Annotated in this window: 22 protein-coding genes (1 of these 22 running past the window's edge); 12 read left to right on the top strand and 10 right to left on the bottom strand. The window is 71.0% G+C overall.

Features of this window, described 5'->3' with window-relative positions:
* Positions 1–182 precede the first annotated feature (182 nt).
* From cseC to OG714_RS23005, 5 genes are all read right to left on the bottom strand, one after another.
* The gene (gene cseC / locus OG714_RS23025) at positions 183–1,526 is read right to left on the bottom strand and encodes a two-component system sensor histidine kinase CseC (protein ID WP_406123653.1); all 1,344 of its coding nucleotides are present in this window, start codon (positions 1,524–1,526) and stop codon (positions 183–185) included.
* A gap of 8 nt (positions 1,527–1,534) precedes the next feature.
* The gene (gene cseB / locus OG714_RS23020) at positions 1,535–2,242 is read right to left on the bottom strand and encodes a two-component system response regulator CseB (protein ID WP_406123651.1); all 708 of its coding nucleotides are present in this window, start codon (positions 2,240–2,242) and stop codon (positions 1,535–1,537) included.
* 205 nt (positions 2,243–2,447) lie between these two features.
* Positions 2,448–3,137, bottom strand: a complete 690-nt coding sequence (locus tag OG714_RS23015) for a hypothetical protein (RefSeq protein WP_406123649.1) — start codon at positions 3,135–3,137, stop codon at positions 2,448–2,450.
* Positions 3,125–3,664: a SigE family RNA polymerase sigma factor gene (locus tag OG714_RS23010; RefSeq protein WP_019064956.1), complete on the bottom strand. Its 540-nt coding sequence runs from the start codon at positions 3,662–3,664 to the stop codon at positions 3,125–3,127. Before OG714_RS23010 ends, OG714_RS23015 begins: the two co-directional genes overlap by 13 nt.
* A 341-nt stretch (positions 3,665–4,005) precedes the next feature.
* The gene (locus OG714_RS23005; protein WP_406123647.1) at positions 4,006–4,935 is read right to left on the bottom strand and encodes an A/G-specific adenine glycosylase; all 930 of its coding nucleotides are present in this window, start codon (positions 4,933–4,935) and stop codon (positions 4,006–4,008) included.
* Between the two features lie 359 nt (positions 4,936–5,294).
* Here OG714_RS23005 and OG714_RS23000 point away from each other — a divergent pair, with 359 nt between their 5' ends.
* Positions 5,295–6,113: a hypothetical protein gene (locus OG714_RS23000; RefSeq protein ID WP_406123645.1), complete on the top strand. Its 819-nt coding sequence runs from the start codon at positions 5,295–5,297 to the stop codon at positions 6,111–6,113.
* A gap of 16 nt (positions 6,114–6,129) precedes the next feature.
* Here OG714_RS23000 and disA read toward each other — a convergent pair whose 3' ends face one another.
* Together disA and radA are read right to left on the bottom strand one after the other, a co-directional pair.
* Positions 6,130–7,254, bottom strand: coding sequence for a DNA integrity scanning diadenylate cyclase DisA (disA, locus tag OG714_RS22995; protein WP_406123643.1), 1,125 nt, complete (start codon positions 7,252–7,254; stop codon positions 6,130–6,132).
* A gap of 82 nt (positions 7,255–7,336) precedes the next feature.
* Positions 7,337–8,746: a DNA repair protein RadA gene (gene radA / locus OG714_RS22990; protein ID WP_406123642.1), complete on the bottom strand. Its 1,410-nt coding sequence runs from the start codon at positions 8,744–8,746 to the stop codon at positions 7,337–7,339.
* 198 nt (positions 8,747–8,944) lie between these two features.
* Between radA and OG714_RS22985 the strand changes: the two genes are divergently transcribed.
* Entirely contained in the window at positions 8,945–10,651 is a 1,707-nt protein-coding gene (locus OG714_RS22985) for a BACON domain-containing protein (RefSeq protein WP_406123640.1), read from the top strand.
* A gap of 4 nt (positions 10,652–10,655) precedes the next feature.
* Here OG714_RS22985 and OG714_RS22980 read toward each other — a convergent pair whose 3' ends face one another.
* Complete coding sequence (locus OG714_RS22980) at positions 10,656–11,513, bottom strand: hypothetical protein (RefSeq protein ID WP_406123639.1); 858 nt, start codon at positions 11,511–11,513, stop codon at positions 10,656–10,658.
* Between the two features lie 83 nt (positions 11,514–11,596).
* On the opposite strand from OG714_RS22980, the gene OG714_RS22975 reads away from it, so the two are divergent.
* The 4 genes from OG714_RS22975 to ilvD all read left to right on the top strand — a co-directional run bounded on the left by OG714_RS22975 (position 11,597) and on the right by ilvD (position 16,284).
* The gene (locus OG714_RS22975; RefSeq protein ID WP_406123637.1) at positions 11,597–12,529 is read left to right on the top strand and encodes a Ppx/GppA family phosphatase; all 933 of its coding nucleotides are present in this window, start codon (positions 11,597–11,599) and stop codon (positions 12,527–12,529) included.
* A gap of 339 nt (positions 12,530–12,868) precedes the next feature.
* Positions 12,869–13,693, top strand: a complete 825-nt coding sequence (locus OG714_RS22970; RefSeq protein WP_406123636.1) for a sugar phosphate isomerase/epimerase family protein — start codon at positions 12,869–12,871, stop codon at positions 13,691–13,693.
* A complete protein-coding gene (locus OG714_RS22965) occupies positions 13,690–14,295 on the top strand; it encodes a TetR family transcriptional regulator (RefSeq protein WP_406123635.1) in 606 nt (201 codons plus the stop codon). Before OG714_RS22970 ends, OG714_RS22965 begins: the two co-directional genes overlap by 4 nt.
* 135 nt (positions 14,296–14,430) lie before the next feature.
* A complete protein-coding gene (ilvD, locus tag OG714_RS22960; protein ID WP_406123633.1) occupies positions 14,431–16,284 on the top strand; it encodes a dihydroxy-acid dehydratase in 1,854 nt (617 codons plus the stop codon).
* A gap of 222 nt (positions 16,285–16,506) precedes the next feature.
* Here ilvD and OG714_RS22955 read toward each other — a convergent pair whose 3' ends face one another.
* Positions 16,507–18,612 carry a protein kinase domain-containing protein gene (locus OG714_RS22955; protein WP_406123631.1) on the bottom strand — a complete coding sequence of 702 codons (2,106 nt, stop codon included), beginning with the start codon at positions 18,610–18,612 and terminating at the stop codon, positions 16,507–16,509.
* 182 nt (positions 18,613–18,794) lie between these two features.
* Between OG714_RS22955 and OG714_RS22950 the strand changes: the two genes are divergently transcribed.
* From OG714_RS22950 to OG714_RS22940, 3 genes are all read left to right on the top strand, one after another.
* Positions 18,795–19,124 (top strand): SH3 domain-containing protein, encoded by a 330-nt coding sequence (locus OG714_RS22950; RefSeq protein ID WP_406123629.1) that lies wholly within the window; start codon positions 18,795–18,797, stop codon positions 19,122–19,124.
* A 293-nt stretch (positions 19,125–19,417) separates the two neighbouring features.
* Positions 19,418–19,960: an EamA/RhaT family transporter gene (locus tag OG714_RS22945; protein ID WP_406123627.1), complete on the top strand. Its 543-nt coding sequence runs from the start codon at positions 19,418–19,420 to the stop codon at positions 19,958–19,960.
* Between the two features lie 928 nt (positions 19,961–20,888).
* Complete coding sequence (locus tag OG714_RS22940) at positions 20,889–21,671, top strand: class I SAM-dependent methyltransferase (RefSeq protein ID WP_406123625.1); 783 nt, start codon at positions 20,889–20,891, stop codon at positions 21,669–21,671.
* 209 nt (positions 21,672–21,880) lie between these two features.
* Here the strand turns inward: OG714_RS22940 and OG714_RS22935 are convergent, their stop codons facing one another.
* Entirely contained in the window at positions 21,881–23,359 is a 1,479-nt protein-coding gene (locus OG714_RS22935) for a SulP family inorganic anion transporter (RefSeq protein ID WP_406123624.1), read from the bottom strand.
* 360 nt (positions 23,360–23,719) lie between these two features.
* Here OG714_RS22935 and OG714_RS22930 point away from each other — a divergent pair, with 360 nt between their 5' ends.
* From OG714_RS22930 to proC, 3 genes are all read left to right on the top strand, one after another.
* Positions 23,720–24,541, top strand: coding sequence for an ABC transporter ATP-binding protein (locus OG714_RS22930; RefSeq protein ID WP_406123622.1), 822 nt, complete (start codon positions 23,720–23,722; stop codon positions 24,539–24,541).
* A complete protein-coding gene (locus OG714_RS22925) occupies positions 24,538–25,335 on the top strand; it encodes an ABC transporter permease (RefSeq protein ID WP_406123620.1) in 798 nt (265 codons plus the stop codon). The genes OG714_RS22930 and OG714_RS22925 overlap by 4 nt, the downstream gene beginning before the upstream one ends.
* A 127-nt stretch (positions 25,336–25,462) precedes the next feature.
* On the top strand, positions 25,463–26,120 hold the 5' portion of the coding sequence (gene proC / locus OG714_RS22920) for a pyrroline-5-carboxylate reductase (RefSeq protein WP_406123619.1). The gene runs 152 nt beyond the window's last position; only the first 658 of its 810 coding nucleotides appear in the window; its start codon is at positions 25,463–25,465; its stop codon lies beyond the right edge, outside the window.

The raw sequence follows: 26,120 nt of genomic DNA, 5'->3' as shown, positions 1-26,120 counted from the left end.
AACGCCGGAGGCTCACGGCCGTACCGGACGGCCGCCGGAGGTTCCGGCCGCGCCGGCCCCCGCCGAAAGCCAAGGCCCACCCGGCTCGCCCCCATAAGCCAAGGCCCACCCCGCTCGCCACCGAAGCCCAAGACCCAACCCACCAGCCGCCGAAGCCCGCCACCTCGAACCCCCGCCGAAAGCTACGGCAACATCGGATAGCTGCCCGTACTCGTCGGCGCATGTTCCGGCAGCCACAGGACCGCGACCGCGCCCTCCGCCGGGATGTGGTCCGGTGCTCCCGCCGGGCGTACGTTGCGGAAGGTCAGGCGGGCGCCGAGGACGCGGGCCTGGCCGGCCGCGATGGTCAGGCCCAGGCCGTGGCCGTGGCCCGCGCGGTCCTTGCTGCCGGTGCGGAAGCGGCTCGGGCCCTCCGCGAGGAGTTCCTCGGGGAAGCCGGGGCCGTGGTCGCGGACCCGGATGACGCGGCCCTCGACGGAGACCTCGATCGGCGGCTTGCCGTGCCGGGCCGCGTTGGCGAGCAGGTTGAACAGCACGCGCTCCAGGCGGCGCGGGTCCGTCGTCACCTCGGACTCGTGCACGACGTGCACCACCGCGTCCGGGTCCTTCGCGATCACCCGGCGGCTCACGAAGTCGCCCAGCATGAGGTCCTGCAACTCGGCCCGCTCGGACGCCCCGTCGAGCCGGGCGACCTCCAGCACGTCCTCGACCAGCGTGCGCATCGCCTTCGCGCGGTCCAGGACCAGCTCGGTCGGGCGGCCGGGGGGGAGCAGTTCGGCCGCGGTCAGCAGACCCGTCACCGGTGTGCGCAGCTCGTGCGCGATGTCCGCCGTAACCCTGCGTTCGGCCTCAAGTCGCTGCTGCAGCGCGTCCGTCATCGCGTCCACCGCGCGCGCGAGGTCGTCGGTCTCGTCCCGTACGACCCCGCCGATCGCGTCCCGCACCCGTACGTCCGTCTCGCCCTTGGCCACCTGGTTCGCCGCGGCGGCCGCCTTGCGCAGCCGGCGCGAGAGCTGGCCGCCGATCAGGACACCGAGTGCGCTGCCGCCGAGCACGGCCGCGATCGAGCCGATCACCAGGGCCTGGTCGAGGTCCTTGAGGATGTCCGTGCTGCGGTCGGTGAACCCGGTGTGCAGGGACATGACGTGACCGTCCTTGAGCGGTACGGCCGCCCAGATGTCCGGCACTCCGTGCGGCCGGTCGGTGACGTAGGTCGCCCGGCGGCCCTCCTCGACCTTCTCGCGCAGCGCCGGCGGCAGCCGCGGGTCGTCGATCTTGATGCTGGGGAAGTTCGGCCGCCCGGACAGCTCGTAGTTGCGCTGCGCGATCTGGACGCGCTCGTCCGCGAGGTCGCGTGCGTTGTCCAGCATCGAGACCCGGGCCGCGTTGTGCACGACCAGGCTGAGCGCGATCGCGACCAGCGTGCCGACCAGCGCGATGGCCGCGCTGAGCTTCCATCTCAGGCCGGTACGGATGCCCGCTCTGTCCATGAACGACGGGACCCTGCGCCGTGAATTCCCCCGCATACCCCTGCTCAGGCCTTCAACTTGTAGCCGAAGCCGCGGACCGTCTCGATCCGGTCCTGGCCGATCTTCGTCCGCAGCCGCTGCACATGGACGTCCACGACCCGGGTGTCACCGCCCCAGCCGTAGTCCCACACCCGCTCCAGAAGCTTGTCGCGGGACAGCACCGTGCCCGGCGCCGAGGAGAACTCCAGCAGTAGCCGCATCTCGGTCGGCGTCAGCGCCACCGGCTGGCCGGCCTTGCGTACCTCCATGCCCTCGGTGTCGATCTCCAGATCGCCGAAGGTGAGCACCCCGCCGCCGACCGGGGCCGCGTCCGCGTCCGTCGTACGGTCGCTGCCGCTCGCGTGTCCGAAGCGGCGCAGCACCGCGCGGATGCGGGCCACCAGGACGGCGCCGTCGAAGGGTTTGGTGACGTAGTCGTCCGCGCCCGCCTCCAGGCCGAGTACGACGTCGATCGAGTCGGCGCGTGCCGACAGCATGATCACCGGGACCGTCGAATCGTCCCGGATACGGCGGCACAGGCTCACCCCGTCCAGGCCCGGGACCATCACGTCCAGCAGTGCGATGTCGGGGCGGTCCGCCCGGAACGCCTCCAGGCCCGACAGCCCGTCGGGCATGGCGGTGACCACGAAGCCGTCCCGCTCCAGGGCGAGTTGGGTGGCCTCGCGGATGACGTCGTCGTCCTCGACGAACAGGACGTGGGTCTGGTCTGCCATCCCGGTGCTCTCAGTCCTCGTGTGGGTCGTTCTCATGCATGGGACGCCTGGGGCGGCATCCGCGTTCACTGAAGCATCGGATCGGGGCGGCCGATCGGTTCAGTGTCGATCGGTTCAGTTCCCACCGGTTCGGTTTCGACGATGTCCGTTCCGATGAGGTTCCGGTGGGGCCTGTTCCGGTCGGTCCCGATCGTCTCCGGTCGGTTCAGTTCGTGCTCGGGGCGGGCGAGGCGTCGCCCCCGACCGCGTTGCTGTACTCGTTGTGGGTGCTGTACTCCTGGACGAAACGGCCCGAGGTCCAGCGGTACGTGATCACGTTCTCCCCGGAGGGACTCGACACCGGGTCGCCCTTCTCGTACACCTGCTTGGTGACGACCAGATCGCCGCGGTCTATCTCCGCGTAGACCGGGGGTTCCTCGGCCTTGAACACATTCTCGTACGTCCCGCCCGTGTCGCGATACACGTACGAGCCGATCCCCACCGCATCGCCGCAGGTCATCACGTTGACGACGACGTCGTTCGCGGTGCTTCCGGTCAGCTCGCCGTACGACACGTCGACCGCGTACTCGTCGGCGACGCACGGCTTCAGCTCGTGCTTGACCGCCGCCGAGACCTTCGGGTCGTCCATGACGAGTTTGACCGCGTCCACGTGGTCGTCGGCGGTCGCGGAGGGCGAGGGGGACTTGGCCTCCGCGACGCCCGCCACCGAGTCGGAGTGCGCCGGGCCCTCGTCACGGGCGCCCGTGCCGCCGGTGGCGCAGCCGGACACCAAAAGGGCGAGGGCGGCGAGCACGGCCATCGCCGCGAACGCCGCCTCGAAGCTTCCGCGCACCCTGCTGGGCCCGGGGACGCTGCTCGACCCGGGCCCAGAGGTGTCGTCGCTCAGGCCGCGCAACGCTCCCGCTCCTCACGCTCCAGCGCGCGTGCGTCCAGGTCGCGGGCCTCCAGCTCCTCCCGGAGCCGGGCGAGCGCCCGGTGCAGCGTGCTCTTGACCGTACCGGCCGACATGCCCAGGGCCGCGGCCGTCTCTTCGGTGGACATCTGCTCCCAGTGTCGCAGGACGACAACACTGCGCTGTTTCGGAGCGAGAACTTTCATGATGTCCATAAGAAGCGCCCGGTCCGCGTGCTGCTCGGTCGCGTCGTCGACGCTCGCGTCCGGCAGCTGCTCGGTGGGGACCTCTTCGAGCTTGCGGGCCCGCCACCACTCGGTCCGCGTGTTGATCATGACGCGGCGCAGGTACGCGTCCGCGAGGCGCTTGTCCTCGATGGTCTCCCAGCGGCCGTACGTCCGTACCAGCGCCGTCTGGAGCAGGTCCTGGGCGTCGACCGGGTCCGGCACCAGCCGGCGGGCGCTGCGCAGCAGCGCGTCCTGTCGGGTGCGGACGTACTCCTCGAATTCGAGCACCTCGCCCTGCGCCATGATCAACCGCCTCCATCCCCGTTTCCGACCCGCCTGCTGCCGGTTGTCCTCTGCTGCCGTCCCGCCGGTCTGCGGTACACGAACGAAGTTACGGAGGGGTTGTCACGGCACTGTGCGGAGCAGCCTGCGGAGAGCGCTCGGCTGTCCGTCGGTTGTGTAACGGAAGTAGGTCCGGGGTAAGGGGGATGGGTTGTTGGGGTTGATATGGGGTGTTTTGCCTGGCGCGGTGGGCGTGCAGGAGTGTTGCGGGAGCTTGGTGTGGGCTGTGGGGCGGGTTGGGGTGAGGGCCCTGTCTGTGAAATGACCGTGCGTCAGGTCGTGACGGGTCGTGTCCGGTTGTTTCAGGCTCGGGTCGCGGGGAGCTGGTACAGGCCGTCCGGGAGGGGTTCCACCAAGCCGTCCGCCACCAGGCCGTCCAGCGCCCTGGCTCGCTGTACCGGCTCGTGCCAGACGCGGTCGAGTGCGGACTGCGGGACGGGGGTGTGCGCTTCGCGGAGTACGGCGAGGAGCTTGCCGCGGACCTGGCGGTCCGTGCCCGCGTACGTCTGGCCCTTGCGGGCCGGGCCCTCGTGTTCCGGTTTGCCGGCGAGGTTCCACGCGCACTGGGCGGAGATGGGGCAGCGGTGGCACGTCTCGTTCTTCGCGGTGCAGACGAGTGCGCCCAGTTCCATGGAGGCCGCGGCCCAGCGGGCCGCGGTGTCGTCGTCCTGGGGGAGCAGGGCGCGGGCCAGTTTGCGTTCGGCGGCGGTGGTGGCGTTCGGGGGGTACTGGGTGCCGGTGACCACGCGTGCGAAGACCCGGCGGACGTTGGTGTCCAGGACCGCGTGGCGCTGGCCGTAGGCGAAGGACGCGACCGCGGCTGCCGTGTACTCGCCGATGCCGGGGAGCGCGAGGAGTTGGGAGTGGTCCGTGGGGACGTCGCCGCCGTGGCGTTCCGTTATGGCGGTGGCGGCGCCGTGCAGGCGGAGGGCGCGGCGGGGGTAGCCGAGGCGGCCCCAGGCGCGGACGGCTTCGCCGGGGGCGTCCTGGGCGAGGTCGGCGGGGCGGGGCCAGCGGGCGAGCCACTGTTCGTAGACCGGGAGGACGCGGCTGACCGGGGTCTGCTGGAGCATGAACTCGCTGACCATCACGCCCCAGGGGTCGGCGTCGGGGTGGCGCCAGGGGAGGTCGCGGGCGTTGTCCTCGAACCAGTCGATGACCGGGGTGTGGAGGCGGGCTCCGTCCGGGGCGGTCGCGGACAGGGTGTGTGGGGGATTCGTGGGCGCAGTCATGGCGGGTCCGATCCTGCCATGGTCGGTGGGTGGGGTGCCTGCGGTTGGTGCGTGGGTCGCCCGCGGTGTGCGGGTGCGTTCGCGCGCAGGTGTGTGGGTGGGTCGAGGTCGTGGCGGTACGGCGAGCCCGCCGCTGGTCGGGCCCCTCTGGTGTTGTCACGGTTGGACGGGTTGGTGCCGGGTGCGCGGCGGGCTGCGCCGTACCGCCACGACCCGCTCCCGTTTCGTCGGCGGCTGCGGGTGCGTGGGCCATCCCGGCCGATTCCAGGGTGGGTTGCCGGAATGATGATCCGGAAAAGTTGGGGCTGGGGCGGCGGGTGGGGCGAGGTAACTCGCCGATCTCTCGTACAGTTTGCGCCGTGGGATCACTGCGCAATCCGGTCGGGCCGCTTCCCTCCTCCATCTATTGGCGACGGAGGGTCCTCATGGTGTCCGTGGTCGCCTTGCTGGCGCTGCTGATCACCTGGATCGTCAACTCCGGTGGCGGGGGCGGCAAGAACGGTGCGGGTGGGGCGAAGAACGGTAAGACGCCTGCTCCTACGATCACTGCCGGGCCGTCGGGGACGGGTCCCGCCATCAGTCAACACCCGGGCGGCCGCGATGAGTCGGGGGGCGCCAGCTCTTCCAGCGGCGCGAGTGGGTCGGGCGGGTCGGGCGGCGCGAGTGGGTCGACTGGGGCTAGTGGGGCGAGTGGTGGGGGCTCCGGGGCCGGGTCCGCCGGTGGGTCCAACGGTGGCAGTAGTACGGGGACTACGGTTCCTGCCGACTCGGCGTTGCCCAACTGCACTGCCGGCGCTGTGCAGTTGAGTCTGCGGAGTCTTCACAACTCGTACTCGCCGGATCAGACTCCTACTTTTGTGCTCACCGCCAAGAACTCCTCCGGCAGTGACTGCAAGGTCGATCTCGGGCCCAAGAGTGCCGTGTTGACCATCACGGAGGCGGGGGGCGCGTCCGACTTCTGGTCCTCGGCCGACTGCCCGAAGAATGCCGCGAGCGTCTACTACCGGGTGTCCGCCGGGAGCAGCGTCACGTACACCCTGAAGTGGGACCGCAAGCCGAGCGCGCCCGAGTGCGCGACTCCGGCTGCCGGTTCGGCCGGGGCCGGGACCTATCTGGTGGAGGCGGAGGCCTCCGGGTTCGCCAAGGCGCAGACCTCGTTCGTTCTGGCGAGTGACTGACGGGCCGTCGGTTTCGTCAGACGTAGCGTTCCAGGATTGACGATTCCGCGAGGCGGGAGAGGCCTTCTCGTACGCTTCTCGCCCTTGCCTCGCCCACGCCGTCGACCGTCTGTAGGTCGTCGACGCTTGCCGCCAGGAGTTTCTGGAGGCCTCCGAAGTGCTCCACCAGGCGGTCGATGATCGCGCCGGGGAGGCGCGGGACCTTGGCCAGGAGGCGGAAGCCTCGCGGGGAGACCGCCGAGTCGAGGGCCTCGGGGGAGCCGGTGTAGCCCAACGCGCGGGCCACGGTGGGGAGTTCGAGGAGTTCCGCGTGGGAGAGGGCGTCGAGCTCGGCCAGGGCTTCGTTGACCGTGCGGGAGCGTTTGGCCGTGGGCTCGGGGACGTAGTCGCGTACTACCAGTTCGCGTTCCGGTTCCACGCCCGCGATCAACTCCTCCAGCTGGAGGGCGAGCAGGCGGCCGTCCGTGCCGAGTTCCAGTACGTACTCGGCGATCTCGGTGGCGATCAGGCGGACCATTTCCAGGCGTTGGACCACTGCCGAGACATCTCGGACCGTCACCAAGTCCTCGATCTCCAGGGCCGACAGCGTGCCCGCCACCTCGTCCAGGCGGAGCTTGTAGCGCTCCAGCGTTGCCAGGGCCTGGTTGGCGCGGGACAGGATCGCCGCCGAGTCCTCCAGTACGCGGCGTTGGCCGTCTACGTAGAGGGCGATCAGGCGCATGGACTGAGAGACGGAGACCACGGGGAAGGCGACCTGTTTGCTGACGCGGTCCGCCGTGCGGTGGCGGGTGCCTGTCTCTTCGGTGGGGATGTTCGGGTCGGGGACCAGCTGGACGCCCGCCCGGAGGATTTTGGAGAGGTCGGACGAGACGACGATGCCGCCGTCCAGCTTGCAGAGTTCGCGCAGGCGGGTGGCCGTGAACTCCACGTCCAGGATGAAACCGCCTGTGCACATCGCTTCCACGGTCCTGTCGGAGCCGAGCACGATGAGTCCGCCCGTGTTGCCGCGGAGAATTCGCTCCAGGCCGTCGCGCAGGGCCGTGCCGGGTGCCACGGCGCTCAGTGAGGCGCGCATCAGGCCATCGGCACCGGAGCTCCCGCCGGACTTTCCGGGAGCTGACGCCCGGTCGTTGGCTGCCACTGCACTCCTCCGGTCGCAGGTTTTTCTGGTGCTCCCGTTTCGCGTACCTGGTTCGTACGGACGGGCGAGACCAGGGCAAAGTCTACCGGCGGTCCTCGGCGTCCCGTGGGGCCTCTCGCTTACGGGAGCGCGGAAGGACCCGGAGAGCGTCTCCCATGTCGGCTACTTCGATGACCTTCATGCCTGCTGGGATCTTGCCCGGGTCGCCCGGGACGAGGGCGTGGGTGAAGCCCAGACGGTGTGCTTCGGAGAGCCTGCGCTGGACGCCCGTAACCCTTCTGACCTCGCCCGCGAGGCCTACTTCGCCGATCGCCACCAGGTTCTTGGGGAGGGGGACGTCGCTCGCCGCGGAGGCCAGGGCCAGGGCGATGGCCAGATCTGCCGCCGGTTCGGAGAGTTTCACTCCGCCCACCGTCGCGGAGTAGATGTCCCGTTTGCCCAGGGCGGTGATCCTGCCGCGCTGTTCCAGGACCGCGAGCATCATCGAGACCCGGGACGTCTCCAGGCCCGAGGTGGTGCGGCGGGGGGAGGGGATCTGGGAGTCGACCGTGAGGGCCTGGACCTCGGCGACCAGGGGGCGGCGGCCCTCCAGGGTGACGGTCAGACAGGTGCCCGGGACCGGCTCCGCGCGGCGGGTCAGGAACAGGCCGCTCGGGTCGGCCAGGCCCGTGATGCCCTCGTCGTGGAGTTCGAAGCAGCCGACCTCGTCGGTTGTGCCGTAGCGGTTCTTGACGCCCCGTACGAGACGTAGGCGCGCGTGGCGGTCGCCCTCGAAGGACAGGACCACGTCCACCAGGTGTTCCAGGAGGCGGGGGCCCGCGATCGCGCCGTCCTTGGTGACGTGGCCCACGAGGAGGGTGGACATGCCGCGCTCCTTGGAGGCGCGGATCAGGGCGCCGGCCACCTCGCGGACCTGGGCCATGCCGCCGGGCGCTCCGTCGATCTCCGGGGAGGCCACCGTCTGGACGGAGTCCAGGATGAGGAGGGAGGGCTTCACCGCGTCCAAGTGGCCCAGGATCGTGGCCAGATCGGTCTCGGCGGCGAGATACAGGTGGTCGTCGATCGCCTTGATGCGGTCGGCGCGCATCCGGACCTGGCTCGCGGACTCCTCGCCGGTGACATAGAGCGTGCGGTGCTCCTCGCTCGCGGCCTTGGCCGCCACGTCGAGGAGGAGGGTCGACTTTCCCACGCCCGGCTCGCCCGCGACGAGGACGACCGCTCCGGGGACCAGACCGCCGCCCAGCACCCGGTCCAGCTCGGGCACGCCGGTCGAGCGGGCGGTGGCCTGACGGGCGTCGACCTGGCCGATCGGTACCGCGGAGGTGGTGACGCGACCGGGGGAGGTCGTCCGGACTGCGGGCGCGCCGTACTCCTCGACCGTCCCCCAGGCCTGGCACTCGGAGCAGCGGCCGAGCCACTTGGCCGTCTGCCAGCCGCATTCGGTGCAGCGGTAGGACGGACGGTCCTTGGTGGTCTTCGTACGGGCAGCCATGCGTGAACCGTAACCGCCGCCACTGACAACGCGGTCGGCGGTCGGGTCGTGCCTCTTCGGTATCCGGCCACCGCCCGTCGGGAACGAGCCACGGAGGTATGGATGGCTGTCCCCTTTTGAGGGATCGTTTCACCCGTACGGATTAAATGTGCTCAAGGGGGCGGAAGGGGGCATCGCCCGCCGCCTACGGTCGCACGGGTGATGAGCAGCAGTCCGGAGACCTCGACCCGCACCACCGGCGCACACCGGGCGCATCGGGAGGCGCGCGACCGCGCTGCGGCGCACACGCTGGCGCAGCGCCCGCCCGCGCGCTACGAGCCGTATCTGGACGGCCTGTTCACGTACTGCCTGTCCGTCCTCTGCGACCACGACGCGGCGACCGCCGCCCTGGGAGACGTGCTCGCGCTGGCCGAACGCCGGGGCGCGCGCGTGCCGGAGACGGCCGGTGACCGCCGGGCCTGGCTGTACGCGCTGGCCCGCTGGGCCTGTCTGCGGAAGCTGGCCGAGGCCAAGCAGAAACGTCAGGGCACGCACGCGGTGGGGCGTACCGAGGCGGAGGAACCGGCTGTCCCCGAGGAGTTGCGGGAGCAGCGGCGGCGTGAACTCGCCCTGCTCGCCTGGCCGGAGGCCGCCGGGACCACCCCGGAGCAGCGTGAGGCGCTCGAACTCGCCGTGCGCCACCGGCTCGCCGCCCACGAGGTCGCCGCCGTCCTCGGCATGGACCTCGCCCGTGCCCGGGAGTTGCTGGCGTCCGCCGCCTGCGAGGTGGAACGCACGCGTGCCGCCCTCGCCGTCGTGGAGACCGGGAGCTGCCCGAGCGTCGCCCGTCTCACCGGTGACCATCAGCTGGTGCTCAGCAGCGCCCTGCGCCGCGAACTCGTCCGGCACGTCGACGACTGCCCGCACTGCCGCCGTACCGCCGAGCGCGCGGCGCCCGGCAGTTGGCCCGGGGCGAGTGTCACGCCCGCCGAACTGCCCGTCCTGGAGGCGCCCCGCGCGGCCCTGCACGTCGCCATGGCGCATCTCCCACGCGCGCGTGGAGCCGCCGCACCGCGCTTCGACCGGCGCGGTTTCCCGATGGACCCGAAGGACCGTGCCGCCCGAAGGGACCGCCTACGCGCGCGTGCCGTCACGACGACCGTCGTCGCCACCGTCATCGCGGCCCCCGTCCTCGCCCTGTGGGCCGCCTACCGCGGCACCCCGACCGGCGAGGGCGTCGACGGCCGGGCCGCCACCGCGAGCGAGCAGCACGGCCCGGGCAGCATGGAGGGCGAGGTGGCGAGCGGCGGTTACGAGAACACCGGCAATGCCGGCACGAGCCCGCGGCCCGGCAAGAACGGCAAGAACGACGTCTCCGTAGAGGTCATCAGCGTCACCGGCGCCGGCCAGAAGGGTGCCGGTCACCTCGCCGTCTCGGCCGCCAACAGCAGTGACACCACGCTCATCACCCTCACCGCGTCCGGCTCGGCCCCGGTCCGCTGGTCCGCGACCACGGCGGCGCCCTGGCTCTACCTCAGCCAGTCCTCGGGAACCCTCGCCCCGGGCGAATCGTTGACGATCAAGGTGTACGTCGACCATCTGCGCGAGCCCTCCGGCCACTGGACCGCGCGCGTGGCCGTCTCGCCGGCCGGAGCCGTCGTCTCGATCGAGGGCTACGGCACCGCGCCCGCCCCGACCGACCCGGGCAACCCCTCGCACCCCACGGATCCCGGCCCCGGCGGCCCGCCCTCGTCCGGCCCGGACCCGACGCCCACCAGCACGGCGCCCACCGATCCCACGCCGAGCGACCCGCCGCCCTCGTCCGCCGACCCGACCCCGACACCGACCTCGACGGACTCGTCCTCCGCAGACCCGGGGGGCTCGACGCCGCCGTCCGACGACGGCGGCGACCCGAGCTCGTCCTGACCCGTCAGGCGACCGGGTCCGCCGGATGGGGTGCCAGCAGCGGGAGTTGCGAGGCCAGGCGCTGCTCGCAGAGCTCGACCAGGCGGTCGTAGCCGGCCTTGCCCATCAGCTCGGTCAGCTCCGGGCCGTAGGACACGTAGACCGGGTCGCCCGCGCCGTGCGCCGAGGTCGCCGACGTGCACCACCAGTGCAGCTCGTGGCCGCCGGAACCCCAGCCGCGACGGTCGTACTCGCCGATCGACACCTGGAGCACGCGGGTGTCGTCCGGGCGGTCGATCCACTCGTACGTCCGCCGCACCGGGAGCTGCCAGCAGACGTCCGGCTTGGTCTCCAGGGGCTCACGGCCCTCCTTGACGGCCAGGATGTGCAGCGAGCAGCCCGCGCCGCCGGCGAAGCCGGGGCGGTTCTGGAAGATGCACGAGCCCTTGTAGGGGCGGGTCTGGCGGTCGCCGTCCTCGTCCTCCGAGGTCCAGCCGTTCGCCACGCCCTCGTCATGGTGCTGCCAGATGTCGGGCGTGAGCCTCGCCACATGCCCGGCGACCCGTTTCTCGTCGTCCTTGTCCGAGAAGTGCGCGCCCAGGGTGCAGCAGCCGTCGTCCGCGCGGCCCGCCTGGATGCCCTGGCAGCCGCTTCCGAAGATGCAGTTCCAGCGAGAGGTCAGCCATGTCAGATCGCAGCGGAAGAGCTGCTCGTCGTCCGCAGGATCCGGGAACTCCACCCACGCGCGCGCGAAGTCGAGCCCCTTCTCGTCCGCTTTCAGGGCCTTTTTCGACGGCTTCGGGGGCTTGGCCGACGTCACCGGCGAAGAATCGCCGGGTGATTTGGCCGCCTTGTCGTTCTTCGCCTTTTTCGTCTTTGGCACGGGTCCAGGGTAAGTCGCCCGAGGCGGCCCCAGAAACCGCTCCGGGGACGGAGATCGGTGCAGGTGGCAGTAGCGTTCCGTATATGAGACTCGGTGTCCTCGACGTGGGATCGAACACGGTGCATCTGCTGGTGGTGGACGCACACCCGGGCGCGCGCCCGTTGCCCGCGCACTCGCACAAGGTGGAACTCCGCCTTGCCCAACTCCTCGACGATGACGGGGCGATCGGCCCCGAAGGTGTCGACAAACTCGTCGGCGTCGTCCATGAGGCACTGCAGGCCGCCGAGGACAAGGGCGTCGAAGAGATCCTCCCGTTCGCCACCTCCGCCGTCCGCGAGGCCAGCAACGCCGACGACGTCCTCGCGCGCGTGCAGACCGAGACCGGCGTCGAACTCCAGGTCCTCACCGGCGCCGAGGAGGCCCGGCTCACCTTCCTCGCCGTCCGCCGCTGGTTCGGCTGGTCGGCGGGGAAGCTCCTCGTCCTCGACATCGGCGGCGGCTCCCTGGAGATCGCGTACGGCATCGACGAGGAACCCGACGCGGCCGTGTCGCTGCCCCTCGGCGCGGGCCGCCTCACCGCCGGCTGGCTCCCCGGGGACCCGCCGGAAGCGGACGCGATAAGGGCCCTGCGCCGCCATGTGCGCGCCCAGATCGCCCGCACGGTGGGCGAGTTCAGCCGTTTCGGCGCCCCCGACCACGTCGTCGCCACGTCGAAGACCTTCAAGCAGCTCGCCCGCCTGGCCGGCGCCGCCCGCTCCGCCGACGGCCTCTACGTCCAGCGCGAGCTCAAGCGCGAGTCCCTGGAGGCGTGGGTCCCGCGCCTGGCCGGCATGACCACCGCCCAGCGCGCCGTCCTGCCCGGCGTCTCCGAGGGCCGCGCCGAACAGCTCCTGGCCGGCGCAATGGTCGCCGAGGGCGCGATGGACCTCTTCGGCGTCGAGACGCTGGAGGTCTGCCCCTGGGCGCTGCGCGAGGGCGTGATCCTGCGACAACTGGACCAGATGCCGACGACGTAGGCGGGGGTGCGGGGGCGGGCTCGGCTGCGGGGCACGCGTGCGTGGCCATTCGTGCCGTACACGCGCGTGGCCGTTCGTCAGGCACGCACGCGTGGCGGTCGTCGGGGGTGTGGGCGATCGCAGGGAGGCTGGCCGCGTCATGTACGCACGCGTGGCCGTTCATGGTCCACACGCGCGTGGCCGTACTGAACGCCCGACCGGTACGGGACGTATCGAACCCGCATGAAGTATCGCCACAACGCGGCCCCGCGCCGGAGATGGCCGGTTGCCGCACCTCGCACAGGGCGGGCACAGCAACCGGCTCCCGTACGCAAAGCGCCGCCCCGTAGTCTGTCCTCCGTGGCAGAACCAGTCGTGCGCATCCCGGATGCGAAGGTCGCGCTGTCCACGGCGTCCGTGTATCCGGAGTCGACGGCGACGGCCTTCGAGATCGCCGCACGCCTCGGCTACGACGGCGTCGAGGTCATGGTGTGGACCGACCCGGTCAGCCAGGACATCAACGCGCTGCGCCGGCTCAGCGACCACCACCAGGTCCCGATCCTCGCCGTCCACGCGCCCTGCCTGCTCATCACGCAGCGGGTGTGGTCCACCGACCCGTGGATCAAGCTCCAGCGCGCCCAGGCGGCCGCCGAGAAGCTCGGCGCGAGCACGGTCGTGGTGCACCCGCCGTTCCGCTGGCAGCGCCAGTACGCGCGGGACTTCGTCAGCGGGATCTGGCGGATGGCGAACGAGACGGATGTGCGGTTCGCCGTAGAGAACATGTATCCCTGGCGCTACCGCGACCGCGAGATGCTCGCCTACGCCCCCGACTGGGACGTCACGCGCGAGGACTACCGGCACTTCACGATCGACCTCAGCCACACCGCGACCGCCCGCACCGACGCGACCGAGATGATCGAGCGCATGGGCGACCGTCTCGGCCATGTCCACCTCGCGGACGGCAACGGCTCCAACAAGGACGAGCACCTCGTCCCCGGCCGCGGCACCCAGCCCTGCGCCGAGCTGCTGGAACGGCTGGCGACGACCGGTTTCGACGGCCATGTCGTCATCGAGGTCAACACCCGGCGCGCGATGTCCAGCGCCGAACGCGAGGCCGACCTGGCGGAGGCGCTCGCCTTCACGCGGCTGCATCTGGCCTCGGCCGTGAAGGTGCCCCGGCGGTGACCGACGCCACCGCCAAGCGCCGGGGCCGACCCCCTCGTACGGAGTCCGCCGACACCCGCGACCGCATCCTGGCCGCGGCCCGGGAGGAGTTCTCCGAGCGGGGGTACGAGAAGACGTCCGTGCGCGGTATCGCGAAGGCGGCCGGGGTCGACTCGGCGCTCGTGCACCACTACTTCGGTACCAAGGAGCAGGTTTTCGAGGCGGCGATCGAGGTCGCGTTCGCCCCGGCGACGAACGCGCCGGCGGCGGTGGCCGACGGGCCGCTGGACGGTGTCGGCGAGCGGCTGACCCGCTTCATCTTCGGCGTCTGGGAGAACCCCGCCACCCGCAAGCCCTTGCTGGCGGTCGTCCGTTCCGCCGTCAACAACGAAGCCGCCGCGGCCGTCTTCCGGCGGCTCGTGGTCGCCCAGGTGCTGGGCCGGGTCGCCGCCCAGCTCGACCTCCCGGACGCGGAACTGCGCGCCGAGCTGGCGGCGGCGCAGCTGGTCGGTACGGCGATGCTGCGCTACGTGATCAAGGTGGAACCGCTGGCCTCGGCGGACGTGGAGCAGCTCATCGCGCGGGTGGCGCCGGTGGTGCAGGGGCATCTGACCGGGCCGTAGGGCTGTCTTCGGTCCTGTCTTCGGTCTTGTCTTCGTGGTGAGACCTTCGTCCCGCGATACGGACACCGTGTCCGACCCCTGGATGACCGGCGTACGCTCGTTAGCAGCCCTATCTGTCTGAAGGAGCGATCGACGATGCCCGAGCTGAGGTCCCGTACAGTCACCCACGGCCGCAACATGGCGGGCGCACGCGCCCTTATGCGCGCCTCCGGTGTACCCGGTGCGGACATCGGCCGGAAGCCGATCATCGCGGTGGCGAACAGCTTCACGGAGTTCGTGCCCGGCCACACCCACCTCCAGCCCGTCGGCCGGATCGTCAGCGAGGCGATCACCGCGGCCGGCGGCATCCCGCGCGAGTTCAACACGATCGCGGTGGACGACGGCATCGCGATGGGCCACGGCGGCATGCTCTACAGCCTGCCCTCCCGCGACCTGATCGCCGACTCGGTCGAGTACATGGTCGAGGCGCACTGCGCCGACGCCCTGATCTGCATCTCCAACTGCGACAAGATCACCCCCGGCATGCTCATGGCGGCGCTCCGTCTGAACATCCCGACGGTCTTCGTCTCCGGCGGTCCCATGGAGGCCGGGCGCGCCACCCTCCAGGACGGCACCGTCCGCACGCTGGACCTGATCGACGCGATGGTCGACGCGGCCAACGACAGCATCTCCGACGCGGACGTCCTCAACATCGAGGAGAACGCCTGTCCGACCTGCGGCTCCTGTTCCGGCATGTTCACCGCCAACTCGATGAACTGCCTGACCGAGGCCATCGGCCTGTCGCTGCCGGGCAACGGCTCGGTCCTCGCCACGCACACGGCCCGCAAGGGCCTGTACCAGGACGCGGCCCGCACGGTGATGGACATCACCCGCCGCTACTACGAGCAGGACGACGAGACGGTCCTGCCGCGCAACGTCGCCACCTTCGCGGCCTTCGAGAACGCCATGGCCCTCGACATCGCGATGGGCGGCTCCACCAACACGATCCTGCACCTCCTCGCCGCGGCGCAGGAGGGTGGCGTCCAGTTCGGCCTGGAAGAGATCAATGCCGTCTCGCGCCGCGTGCCGTGCCTCGCGAAGGTCGCCCCGAACGTCGCGAAGAACCGCACGTACTACATGGAGGACGTGCACCGCGCGGGCGGAATCCCGGCCCTGCTGGGCGAGTTGCACCGCGCGGGCCTGCTGAACGAGGACGTCCACTCCGTCCACAGCCCGTCCCTCGCGGACTGGCTCAAGACGTGGGACGTGCGCGGCGGTTCGCCCTCTCCGGAGGCCGTGGAACTGTGGCACGCGGCGCCCGGCTGCGTCCGCTCCTCCGAGGCCTTCTCCCAGTCCGAGCGCTGGGAGGCGCTGGACGAGGACGCGGCCGAGGGCTGCATCCGCTCCGCCGAACACGCCTACTCCAAGGACGGCGGCCTCGCGGTCCTCAAGGGCAACCTCGCCGTCGACGGCTGCGTCGTGAAGACGGCCGGCGTCGACGAGTCGATCTGGACCTTCGAGGGCCCGGCGGTCGTCTGCGAGTCGCAGGAAGAAGCGGTCGAGAAGATCCTCAACAAACAGGTGACGCACGGCGATGTCGTCGTCATCCGCTACGAGGGCCCCAAGGGCGGCCCCGGCATGCAGGAGATGCTCTACCCGACGTCCTTCCTCAAGGGCCGCGGCCTCGGCAAGACCTGCGCCCTGATCACCGACGGCCGCTTCTCCGGCGGCACTTCGGGCCTGTCGATCGGCCACGCGTCCCCCGAGGCGGCGTCCGGCGGCACGATCGCCCTCGTCGAGAACGGCGACCGCATCCGCATCGACATCCCGAACCGCACCATCGAACTCCTCGTCGACGACGCCGAGTTGGCGCGCCGCGAGGCCGCGCTGGACGGTCGGTACGCCCCGAAGCAGCGTGAGCGGAAGGTGTCGGCCGCGCTGCGTGCGTACGCGGCGATGGCGACCAGCGCGGACAGGGGCGCCGTGCGGGACGTCAGCAAGCTCGGCTGAGGGCCCCTGAGAGGCCCCGAGGGGCCGCAACTCCGGTGCTCCTGTGGTTCGTTCGTCCTTGGGCCGTCCTCCTCGTGGGGGCGGCCCTTGTGGGTGCTCGCGCCACCAGGCCCCGGGTGTACGGGAGTTCACCTTGCTACGGCTACCAAGCTCCAGGCGTACGGGAGTTCGCCCTGCTACGGCTATCAGACGCCAGGGGTGCGGAAGTTCGCCTCGCTACGGCTACCAGGCCCCGGGAGCAAGGGAGTTGACGGCGAAGACCGTGCCGTCGGGTGCGGCGGCGTAGACGTGGTCGTTCGCTACGACGGGTTCGGGCAGCGCCGCGCTGATCCGGTCGGAGTTGGAGTCGAGGCGCGCGGGTGTCTGCCCGACGAGCCGTCCCGCACGGGCGTCCACGGCGAGCAGCCGCCCGTCCCCGGACGTGACGTACACCTGCCGTCCGTCCGCGACCGGTGCGGAACTCCGCAGTACGGCCGTCTCCAGACTCCACAGCTGCTTGCGCGCGGCCATGTCCACGGCCCGCAGCGATCCGCCGGCCCCCATGAGGTAGACGACGTTCCCGCGGACGGTCCCGTGGGCCTGGTCGACTCTCACGGGCAGCGTCACGCGCCGCGAGGCCCCGGTGCCCGGGGTGTAGCGGACCACGGCCTCCGTGGCCCCGTAGACGGTGTCGACCGAGAGGAGATACACGGACCCGCCCGCCGCGCCGACGGGCTTCAACGACCCCTTCAGCCGCGCGTCCCAGCGCACCGCACCCGTGTCCGGATCGACCGCCGTCACCCGCGTGTGCGCTCCGTCGTCCGACGTGCTCGTCACGTAGGCCGACGAGTCCCCGGTGAACGAGGTGAAGTACGGCGCCTGTTGACCCGGAATCCGGTTACTCCACTTCGTGGCGCCCGAAGCGCCGTCCACACCGGTGACCGTCCCGTCCGCGTGGGTGAGCAGGAGCATGCCGCCGGCGTCCGCGAGCCCGGTGTACACGGGGACGGTCTTCCGCCAACGGACCTTGCCCGAGGCGGGATCGAGCGCCTCCAGATGCCGCCCGGTGTCCAACGAGGGCTGCACCAGGCCGCCCGACAGTACCGGCGGCCCACTTCTGTGGGTCGTGGCGACGGAGTGCCGCCACAGCACCCGCCCGTCGGACGGGTCCAGGGCGAACACCACCCCGGGCTGCGCGCAGAGCAACTTCCCCGCCCCGTACGAGCATTGGGGCGTGCTCTTCTTGGAGACCGGTGTCGTCGTCCACTCGCCGAACGCGGTGCTGGGCGTGGTGTGCGGGGTGCTGGTCTTCGCGGGCGCGTCGCCGTCGTCGGACAACTGGAGCGCGGTGAGCGTGCCGATCGCGGCCAGGCCGAGCGCTCCCGCCCCGAGGGCGAACCGCTTGCCCAACAGCCGCCGCCCACGCGGCCGTTCGGACTGTGCGGGCTCTTCGGTACCGTGCTCCGGCAGCGGCGCGACAGTGGCCCGCTGCGCCGGTATGTACGCCTGCGTATCGTACGAGGCCGACACGGACCGCAGTTCACGCATCAACTCGTCGGGCGTGGGCCGGTCCTCCGGCTCCTTGGCGAGGCAACGCAGCACCAGTGGCGCGATGTTCTCCGGCAGTCCGGCCAAGTCCGGCTCGTCATGGACGACTTGATAGGCGACGACGTACGGGCTGTCGGAGTCGAACGGCCCGCGCCCCGTCGCCGCGTGCACCAGTACGGACCCGAGCGCGAAGATGTCGGCGGCCGGCCCGACCTCACGCGGCCGACGGAACTGCTCGGGTGCCATGAAGGGCGGCGTCCCGATCAACTTGCCCGTCTCGGTGCGCAGTTCGCTGTCCTTTGGCCGAGAGATGCCGAAGTCGATGACCTTCGGCCCGTCCTCGGCGAGCAGGACGTTGCTGGGCTTCAGATCACGGTGTACGACCCCCACCCGATGGATGTCGCGCAACGCCTCGGCCAGTCCGGCCATCAGCCGGCGCAATTCTCCGGGTGCCATGGGCCCGTTCCGCTTCACGTGCTCGGACAGGGTCGGCCCGGGGATGAACGACGTTGCCATCCACGGCCGTTCGGCCTCCGGGTCCGCATCCACCACCGGCGCGGTGAACGCCCCGCTCACCCGCCGCGCGGCCGCCACCTCCTGCCGGAACCGCCCCCTGAACTCGGGGTCCTGGGCGAACTCCGCGTGGACGACCTTCACGGCGACCTTCATCCCGGAGGTGCTCTGCGCCAGATGCACCACGCCCATGCCGCCGGAGCCCAGGCAGGACTCCAGGCGGTAGTGACCGGCGTACTCGGGAAGTTCCGCTTCCGCGCCCGCTCCGGTGTTGCGCTGTGGCGCCATGGAACCACCCCCGTGCTGATCGTCCGCGCGCGCGACGCACGGAGCCTAGTCGATGACCCGTACGGGACAGAGGCGGCTTGCCCGCCTCCGGGCGCGAGGTGGGCACATATGTTTCATGGCGTGTTTTAGGGGAATCAACGGGACCCCATGGCAGTCATGGGGTCCAACGGGGGAGGTTTTTCATGTCTGTTGACCGTATTGAAGAGGTCGAGGGCGACGGCACGACGGAGGCCGTCACCACGACGGCGACCGCGGCGGCCGCACTGCACTACTACTCGATCGCGCCCAACACCCGCGTCAACGTCCGCAGCGGCCCCGGCACCGGCTACACCATCGTCCGCGTCCTGGCCGAGGGCTCCCAGGTCCCGATCTACTGCCAGACGCCGGGCACCACGGTGACGGGCTACTACGGCACGACGAACATCTGGGACAACATCGACGACGGCGAGTACATCTCCGACGCCTACGTGAACACGGGCAGCGACGGCTACGTCCGCCCGCACTGCTCCTGATCGCACAGCCGCGCGGGGGACACGCATAACGCCCCCAGCACGCGCGCCCGTCCCGCCCGCCGACCGTGACCGGAGCCCTTCTCCTTCTCTTGGAGCGGGGCTCACCGGTCACGGCCGGCGGGCACGGTCCCGTAGATCCGCCGAGACCGACGCCGAGGCCGACGCGAACAGCAACAGCAACAGCAACAGCAACAGCAACAGCGTTGGGGTCGGAGTCGGCGTCGGGGTCCGACAAGGACACCTGAGCAGCCCCAACGGGACCCCCGCCCCCTTCTCGGAGCCATAATCGTCCCGTGAACGACGAGACCGGCACCGGCACTGGCACCCAGGACACCCCCGAGGGCTCCCCAGGCGAAGGCACAGGCACAGGCCCCCGCCCCGAACCCCTCCGCTTCTTCGGCACCACCTGGGTCAACCACGACAGCGGTTACAACGGCTACGCCGCCCGCCGCATCGCCACGGCAGCCGGTTCGCTGGCCGCCGCAGTCGCCGCCTGCCTGATCCTCCGCTTCGCCTACCAGGGCATCCAGATCGCGAACGTGGGCAGCTTCGTCACCCTCCTCGTCATCGTGATGTTCGCGATCTGCAGCGCCCTCGCCTTCGGCCACACCTGGGAAGCCTTCAAAAAACGCCCCGACCCCGCCCGCCAGGCCTCCCTCCGCGGCCTCCTGGCCATCGGCTTCGTCGGCTCCCTCCTCGCCTACTTCGCCCGCTCCCTGGTAGAGGCCCCCGGCGAGACCCTCCACCGCCAGGAGTACGAGACGGCCCTGACCCAACACGAAAAGCGAACATCCCGCCGCACCCGCAATCCGTCTAAGAAGCGGCGGGGCGCCTGATACGGGGCCATGGGTTCTGGGCCAGCCACGAAGCGAGGCTCTGGGCACGGGTAAGCCGTCGGGCAGCTGAACTCTTGGGTGGGTGGGGGTGGGGCGTACGGCGGTTCGCGGCTGTGCGGGAGGCGTCGAATCCTTGGGCACGGGCAAGCCTTCGGGTGCGTGAGGGGCGGTAGTACGGCGGCTCGGGGTTGTGCGGGAAACGGAGATTCCTCGGACACGGGCAACTCCCCGGGTGTGTGAGGGGCGGTTGTACGGCGGCTGAGGGTTGGGCGGGAAGCCGTGATTCCCGGGGCATGGCCAACTCCCCGGTCACGTGAACGTCGGTCGTACGGCAGCTCGCGCTTGTGGGGGGAGCTGCGATTCCCCGGACCGCGCGATCCCCTGGGCGCACACGGCTCGCGGCATGCCGGGCACGTACGGTCTTTGGCGCCCTGGGGGGACCTACGACCCCAGAACCCCGGAACCCGGCAATCACACACCCACGGCACCCGGGCAGTCCCGACTCCCGAGACACCTCACACCCCCAAGGCCCCCACCTCCACCCAAGGCACCGCACCCCACCAGCCCCCACCGCCCCGAACCCCGCGAGCCACCCAAGGCCCGCTCCCGTCCCCACCCCGCCCGACCCACGCTGCTCCACCGAACCGAACCGAGCCGCTCCACCGCACCGCCGAACCGAGCCGCTCCACGGCACCGAGCCGCTCCACCGCACCGGAGGCTCCGCCGAACCACCCCCACCCCACCCCGACTTCAGCAGGTCAGTCACCGACCCACCACGTCACGTCTCGGCAACCCCCTGACGGCCGCCACGTCCCGCCCCCAGCGGCCGCCGACCCACCACGTCACGCCCGGGCAGCCCCCAACCCCCAACCCCAATTCTCACCAAAAACCACCTGCACCCCGCACCCACCCCAGTAACCATGGCCATATGACCACCTCCCCGAGGCCGTCCTCGCCCGTCACCCGAGCCCACTCCTTCAACGCCGCCGCAGCCCAGTACGCCGAGAACCGCCCCTCCTACCCACCCGCCCTCTTCGACACCATCGAGGAACTCGCAGCTCACCCCCTCACCGGCGCCCGCGTCGCAGACGTCGGCGCGGGCACCGGCATCGCGACCGCCCTCCTGCACGCTCGCGGCGCCGAAGTCATCGCGATCGAACCCGGCGACGGCATGGCGGCCCAGTTCCGCCGGACCCTCCCCGACGTCCCGATCGTCCGAGGCAACGGCAACGCCCTCCCCCTCACCGACCACTCCGTCGACTTCCTCACCTACGCCCAGGCCTGGCACTGGACCGACACCACCCGCTCGGTCCCGGAAGCGCTCCGCGTACTACGCCCGGGCGGCGCCCTCGCGTTGTGGTGGAACACCGGCGCCGTCGACGTGCCCTGGATCGCCGAGCAGGCGGAACGCATCCGGATCCACTTCGGCATCGACCCCGTCGTGGAACAGAACGGCAGCGGCGTACGTACCGCGCTCGCCGACCCCACCGGCCGACTCGACTTCGCCCACCGGAGGGTTCGCTGGAGCCGCCGCGTCCCGATCGACACGCACCTGGCCAACATCGGCAGCCACTCGGCCTTCCTGGTCCACGACGAAGAGAGCACGAACGCCTTCCTCACCGAGGAGCGGAACCACCTGCGAACCGCGTTCCCGGACGAGACCGTCGAGGAGACCTACGTCGTGGAACTCGTCGTAGCCCTCACGCCATGACCCCCTGACGGCCACCCCGCCTCACCCCACGCCGCCTCCAGCAGTCAGTCACCGACCCACCACGTCACGCCTGGGCAACCCTCTGATGGCACCACGTCCCGCCCCCAGCGGCCGCCGACCCACCACGTCACGCCCGGGCAGCCCCCTGACGGCCACCACATCTCACCCCCGGGCCCCGCCGGCCCCCCGGCCGTCGCCGACCCACCAACTCACGCCCCCGTCACAGCCGTTACCCCCTCACCCCGCCCCTGCCCACACTCCCGCTCCCGCCCGACGACCCACCCCTCCAGCGCCGCCGCACACGCATGATCCACATGCCGCAACCCGCCCAACTCCAGCCGCACCACCCGATCACCCGGCAACGCCTCCAACGCGTCCAACAGCTTCGGCAACCGCAGGAACGTCGCATGCCCCAGCACCCGTACGACGATCCCCGCGTCCCCGAGATCCTCCGTCTCCACCTGCACATGACTGATGTCCCACGCGGTCTTCGCCACGGCCAACGCCAGCCCGACCAGCACGCCCTCGAACAGATTCCCCACCACGATCGCCACCGCGGTCACCCCGAGCACGACCACCTCACCCCGATGCCCGCGCCACAGCCCCCGCACCTGCCGCACCGGCACGAGCTTGCACCCGGCATGCACGAGCAACCCCGCCAGCGCCGCCACCGGAACCAGCCCCAACACCCCCGGCAGCAGGACCGTGAACAGCAACAGCCACCCACCGTGCAGCACCCGCGAAGCCTTGGTCCGCGCCCCCGCCTGCACTCCCCCAGAGGGGGCACCCCCAGCCGCACTCCGCACGATCACCGCGGTCATCGGCAATGCTCCGAGCACCCCGCACACCACGTTCCCGGCGCCCTGCGCGACCAACTCCCGGTCGTAGTCCGTCCGCGGCCCCCGATGCAGCCGGTCCACCGCCGCCGCGCTGAACAACGACTCCGCCGACGCGATCAGCGCGAACGCCACGACCGTCCCGATCACCCCCACTTCCGTAAGCCGCCCGAAGTCCCCCCACTCCGGCACCCGCACGGCACCGACCAGCCCCCGCACCTCCACCCGCCGCACCGACAGGTCGAACCCCCCGGTCACCGCCGCAGCCAACCCCACGGCCACCAACGGCGCGGGAACCAGCCGAGCCCCCCGCCCCCACCGAGGCCACAGCAGCAATACGGCAATGGTGGCACCCCCCACTGACAACGCCACCGGATCCACCATCCCCGGCAACGACACCAGCCCGGCGAGCTTCCCCAACCCGCCCGCCGGCGCGGCGACATCACCGAGCGCGTACACCTGCCCCGCGACCAGCACGAGCCCGATCCCGGCGAGCATCCCCTGCACCACGGCCGAGGACACCGCCCGGAACCACCGCCCGAGCCGCAGCACGCCGAGTGCCAACTGCACCACCCCGGCCGCGAGCACCAGCACCCCGAGCGCCTCGACGCCGTACGCCCGCACGGCCTCGTACACGAGCACGGTCAGCCCCGCGGCCGGACCGCTCACCTGCAGGCTGCTCCCGGGCAACGCCCCGACGAGCAGCCCGCCGACGATCCCGGTGACCAGCCCCAACTCGGCCGGTACCCCGGAGGCGATCGCCACGCCCACACACAACGGGAGCGCGACGAGAAAGACGACGAGAGAAGCGAACAGATCGGCCTTGCTCACACCACAGCGCACGACACGCATGACAACGGCACCTCCGAAGACGGGACAAAGCCGGACGGGAGATGCGTGGGCGCCGCACCGGGGGAGGGTACGGCGAACTGAAATCCATTGTCGGGAAAGGGAGTTGGCCCCGCACTCGATTCGTGTTGCCACCCGGTGAACGCGGAGGCATCCAAACCGGAGCGCCCCACTCCGATCACGCCACCACGCGCCTGCGCCGTCCCGCACACCCACCGGGCGACATCAACCCGCCTGGACAACACAGCCCATCCGGACAGCGCAGCCCACCCGGACGACACCAACCCGCCGGACGACACCAACCCACCCGGACGACGCCAACCCGCTTGACGGGTCCCGTTTCGCGAGAGCATTATTCATCACATGATGAATTACCTCCCCGGCCCGTCCGAATCACCGGACACCCCACCCGGCACGGACCACGAACCCGCCGTCCAGGCCGAAGCCCTCACCGTCGCCCGCGGCCCCCACACCGTCCTCCGCGGCCTCGACTTCACCGTCCCGCGCGGCCAGATCACCGGACTGCTCGGCCCCTCCGGCTGCGGCAAGTCGACCCTCATGCGCTCGATCGTCGGCACCCAGGCCAAGGTCACCGGCACCCTGAACGTCCTCGGCCGCCCCGCAGGCCACCCCACCCTCCGCACCCGCATCGGCTACGTCACCCAAGCCCCCTCCGTCTATGACGACTTGACGGTCCGTCAGAATCTGGACTACTTCGCCGCGATCCTCGACCCCGGCCGAGCCGCCGCCACCCGCCGCCACGACGACGTCACCCGCGCCATCACCGACGTCGACCTCACCACCCACGCCGGCACCCTCGCCGGCAACCTCTCCGGCGGCCAACGCAGCCGCGTCTCCCTGGCCGTGGCGCTCCTCGGCACCCCGGAACTCCTCGTCCTCGACGAACCCACCGTCGGCCTCGACCCCGTCCTCCGCCGCGACCTCTGGGCCCTCTTCCACGACATCGCCGCCTCCCGCGGCGCCACCCTCCTCATCTCCTCCCACGTCATGGACGAGGCCGAGCGCTGCCACCGCCTCCTCCTGATGCGCGAGGGCGAGATCCTCGCCGACGACACCCCGGACGCCCTCCGCGCCGACACCGGCTCCGACACGGTGGAAGAGGTCTTCCTGCACCTGGTCGACGAGGCCGTAGCCACCGCCCGCCAGAAGGAGACGACCCGATGAGCACGACAACGACCCCGGCCGCTACGACGACCACCGCACCCACCCCGGCCAGCGGCCTCAGCACCTCCCGCACCACAGCCACCGCGGCCCGGGTCCTGCGCCAGCTCCGCCACGACCCCCGCACGATCGCGCTGCTGATCCTCATCCCGTGCGTGATGCTCGTCCTGCTGCGCTATGTCTTCGACGGCAGCCCGCGCACCTTCGACAGCATCGGTGCCTCACTCCTCGGCATCTTCCCCCTCATCACGATGTTCCTGGTGACCTCCATCGCCACCCTGCGCGAACGCACCTCCGGCACCCTCGAACGCCTCCTCGCCATGCCGCTGGGCAAGGGCGACCTGATCGCCGGCTACGCCCTCGCCTTCGGCATCCTCGCGATCATCCAGTCCGCCCTGGCGACGGGCCTCGCCGTCTGGTTCCTGGGCCTCGACGTGACCGGCAGCCCCTGGCTCCTCCTCCTGGTCGCCCTCCTCGACGCCCTGCTCGGCACCGCCCTCGGCCTCTTCGTCTCGGCCTTCGCGGCCTCCGAGTTCCAGGCCGTCCAGTTCATGCCGGCGGTGATCTTTCCCCAGCTCCTCCTCTGCGGCCTCTTCACTCCCCGCTCCGACATGCACCCCGTCCTGGAGGCCATCTCCGACGTCCTGCCCATGTCGTACGCCGTCGACGGCATGAACGAGGTCCTCAAGCACACCGACATGACCGCCACCTTCGTACGCGACGCCCTGATCGTGGCCGGCTGCGCGCTGCTGGTGCTGTGCCTGGGCGCGGCGACCCTGAGGAGGCGTACGGCATAGAGGAGACGTACTGCACTGAGGAGACGTACGGCACAGAGGCGGTCCACTCAGAGGCGATCCCCAGAGGTGTTGTTCCGCCAGCCGGACAGCCGTCTCAAGGGCACACCGCCGGTGCGAGGATGACCCCATGAGCCAGAAAGTCGCAGTCCTCGGCACCGGCAAGATCGGCGAAGCCCTGCTCAGCGGAATGATCCGAGCGGGCTGGGCCCCGGCCGACCTGCTGGTCACCGCCCGCCGCCCCGAGCGTGCCGAAGAACTCCGCACCCGCCACGGAGTCACCCCGGTCACCAACCCGGAGGCCGCGAAGAGTGCCGACACCCTGATCCTCACGGTCAAGCCGCAGGACATGGGCACCCTCCTCGACGAGCTCGCCCCGCACGTCCCCGCCGACCGCCTGGTCATCAGCGGCGCGGCGGGCATCCCCACCTCCTTCTTTGAGGAGCGCCTGGCCGCAGGCACCCCTGTCGTCCGTGTCATGACGAACACCCCCGCCCTCGTCGACGAGGCCATGTCCGTCATCTCCGCCGGCAGCCACGCCACCGAGGCCCATCTCGCGCACGCGGACGAGATCTTCGGCGCCGTGGGCAAGACGCTCCGCGTCCCCGAGTCCCAGCAGGACGCCTGCACCGCCCTCTCCGGCTCCGGCCCGGCGTACTTCTTCTACCTGGTCGAAGCCATGACGGACGCGGGCATCCTGCTCGGCCTGCCGCGCGACAAGGCCCACGACCTCATCGTCCAGTCCGCGATCGGCGCCGCCGTCATGCTCCGCGACAGCGGCGAGCACC

Origin of the sequence: Streptomyces sp. NBC_00989, assembly GCF_045162655.1 — a bacterium.
In the GTDB taxonomy this organism is placed as follows: Bacteria; Actinomycetota; Actinomycetes; order Streptomycetales; family Streptomycetaceae; genus Streptomyces.
This window is presented reverse-complemented; position numbering and strand designations above follow the sequence as displayed.

Coding starts and splice junctions, on each gene's coding strand:
- cseC (WP_406123653.1), bottom strand. CDS start 1,526: ATGCGGGGGAATTCACGGCGCAGGGTCCCGTCGTTCATGGACAGAGCG.
- cseB (WP_406123651.1), bottom strand. CDS start 2,242: ATGGCAGACCAGACCCACGTCCTGTTCGTCGAGGACGACGACGTCATC.
- OG714_RS23010 (WP_019064956.1), bottom strand. CDS start 3,664: ATGGCGCAGGGCGAGGTGCTCGAATTCGAGGAGTACGTCCGCACCCGA.
- OG714_RS23005 (WP_406123647.1), bottom strand. CDS start 4,935: ATGACTGCGCCCACGAATCCCCCACACACCCTGTCCGCGACCGCCCCG.
- radA (WP_406123642.1), bottom strand. CDS start 8,746: ATGGCTGCCCGTACGAAGACCACCAAGGACCGTCCGTCCTACCGCTGC.
- OG714_RS22975 (WP_406123637.1), top strand. CDS start 11,597: ATGAGACTCGGTGTCCTCGACGTGGGATCGAACACGGTGCATCTGCTG.
- ilvD (WP_406123633.1), top strand. CDS start 14,431: ATGCCCGAGCTGAGGTCCCGTACAGTCACCCACGGCCGCAACATGGCG.
- OG714_RS22955 (WP_406123631.1), bottom strand. CDS start 18,612: ATGGCGCCACAGCGCAACACCGGAGCGGGCGCGGAAGCGGAACTTCCC.
- OG714_RS22950 (WP_406123629.1), top strand. CDS start 18,795: ATGTCTGTTGACCGTATTGAAGAGGTCGAGGGCGACGGCACGACGGAG.
- OG714_RS22940 (WP_406123625.1), top strand. CDS start 20,889: ATGACCACCTCCCCGAGGCCGTCCTCGCCCGTCACCCGAGCCCACTCC.
- OG714_RS22935 (WP_406123624.1), bottom strand. CDS start 23,359: ATGCGTGTCGTGCGCTGTGGTGTGAGCAAGGCCGATCTGTTCGCTTCT.
- OG714_RS22930 (WP_406123622.1), top strand. CDS start 23,720: ATGATGAATTACCTCCCCGGCCCGTCCGAATCACCGGACACCCCACCC.
- OG714_RS22925 (WP_406123620.1), top strand. CDS start 24,538: ATGAGCACGACAACGACCCCGGCCGCTACGACGACCACCGCACCCACC.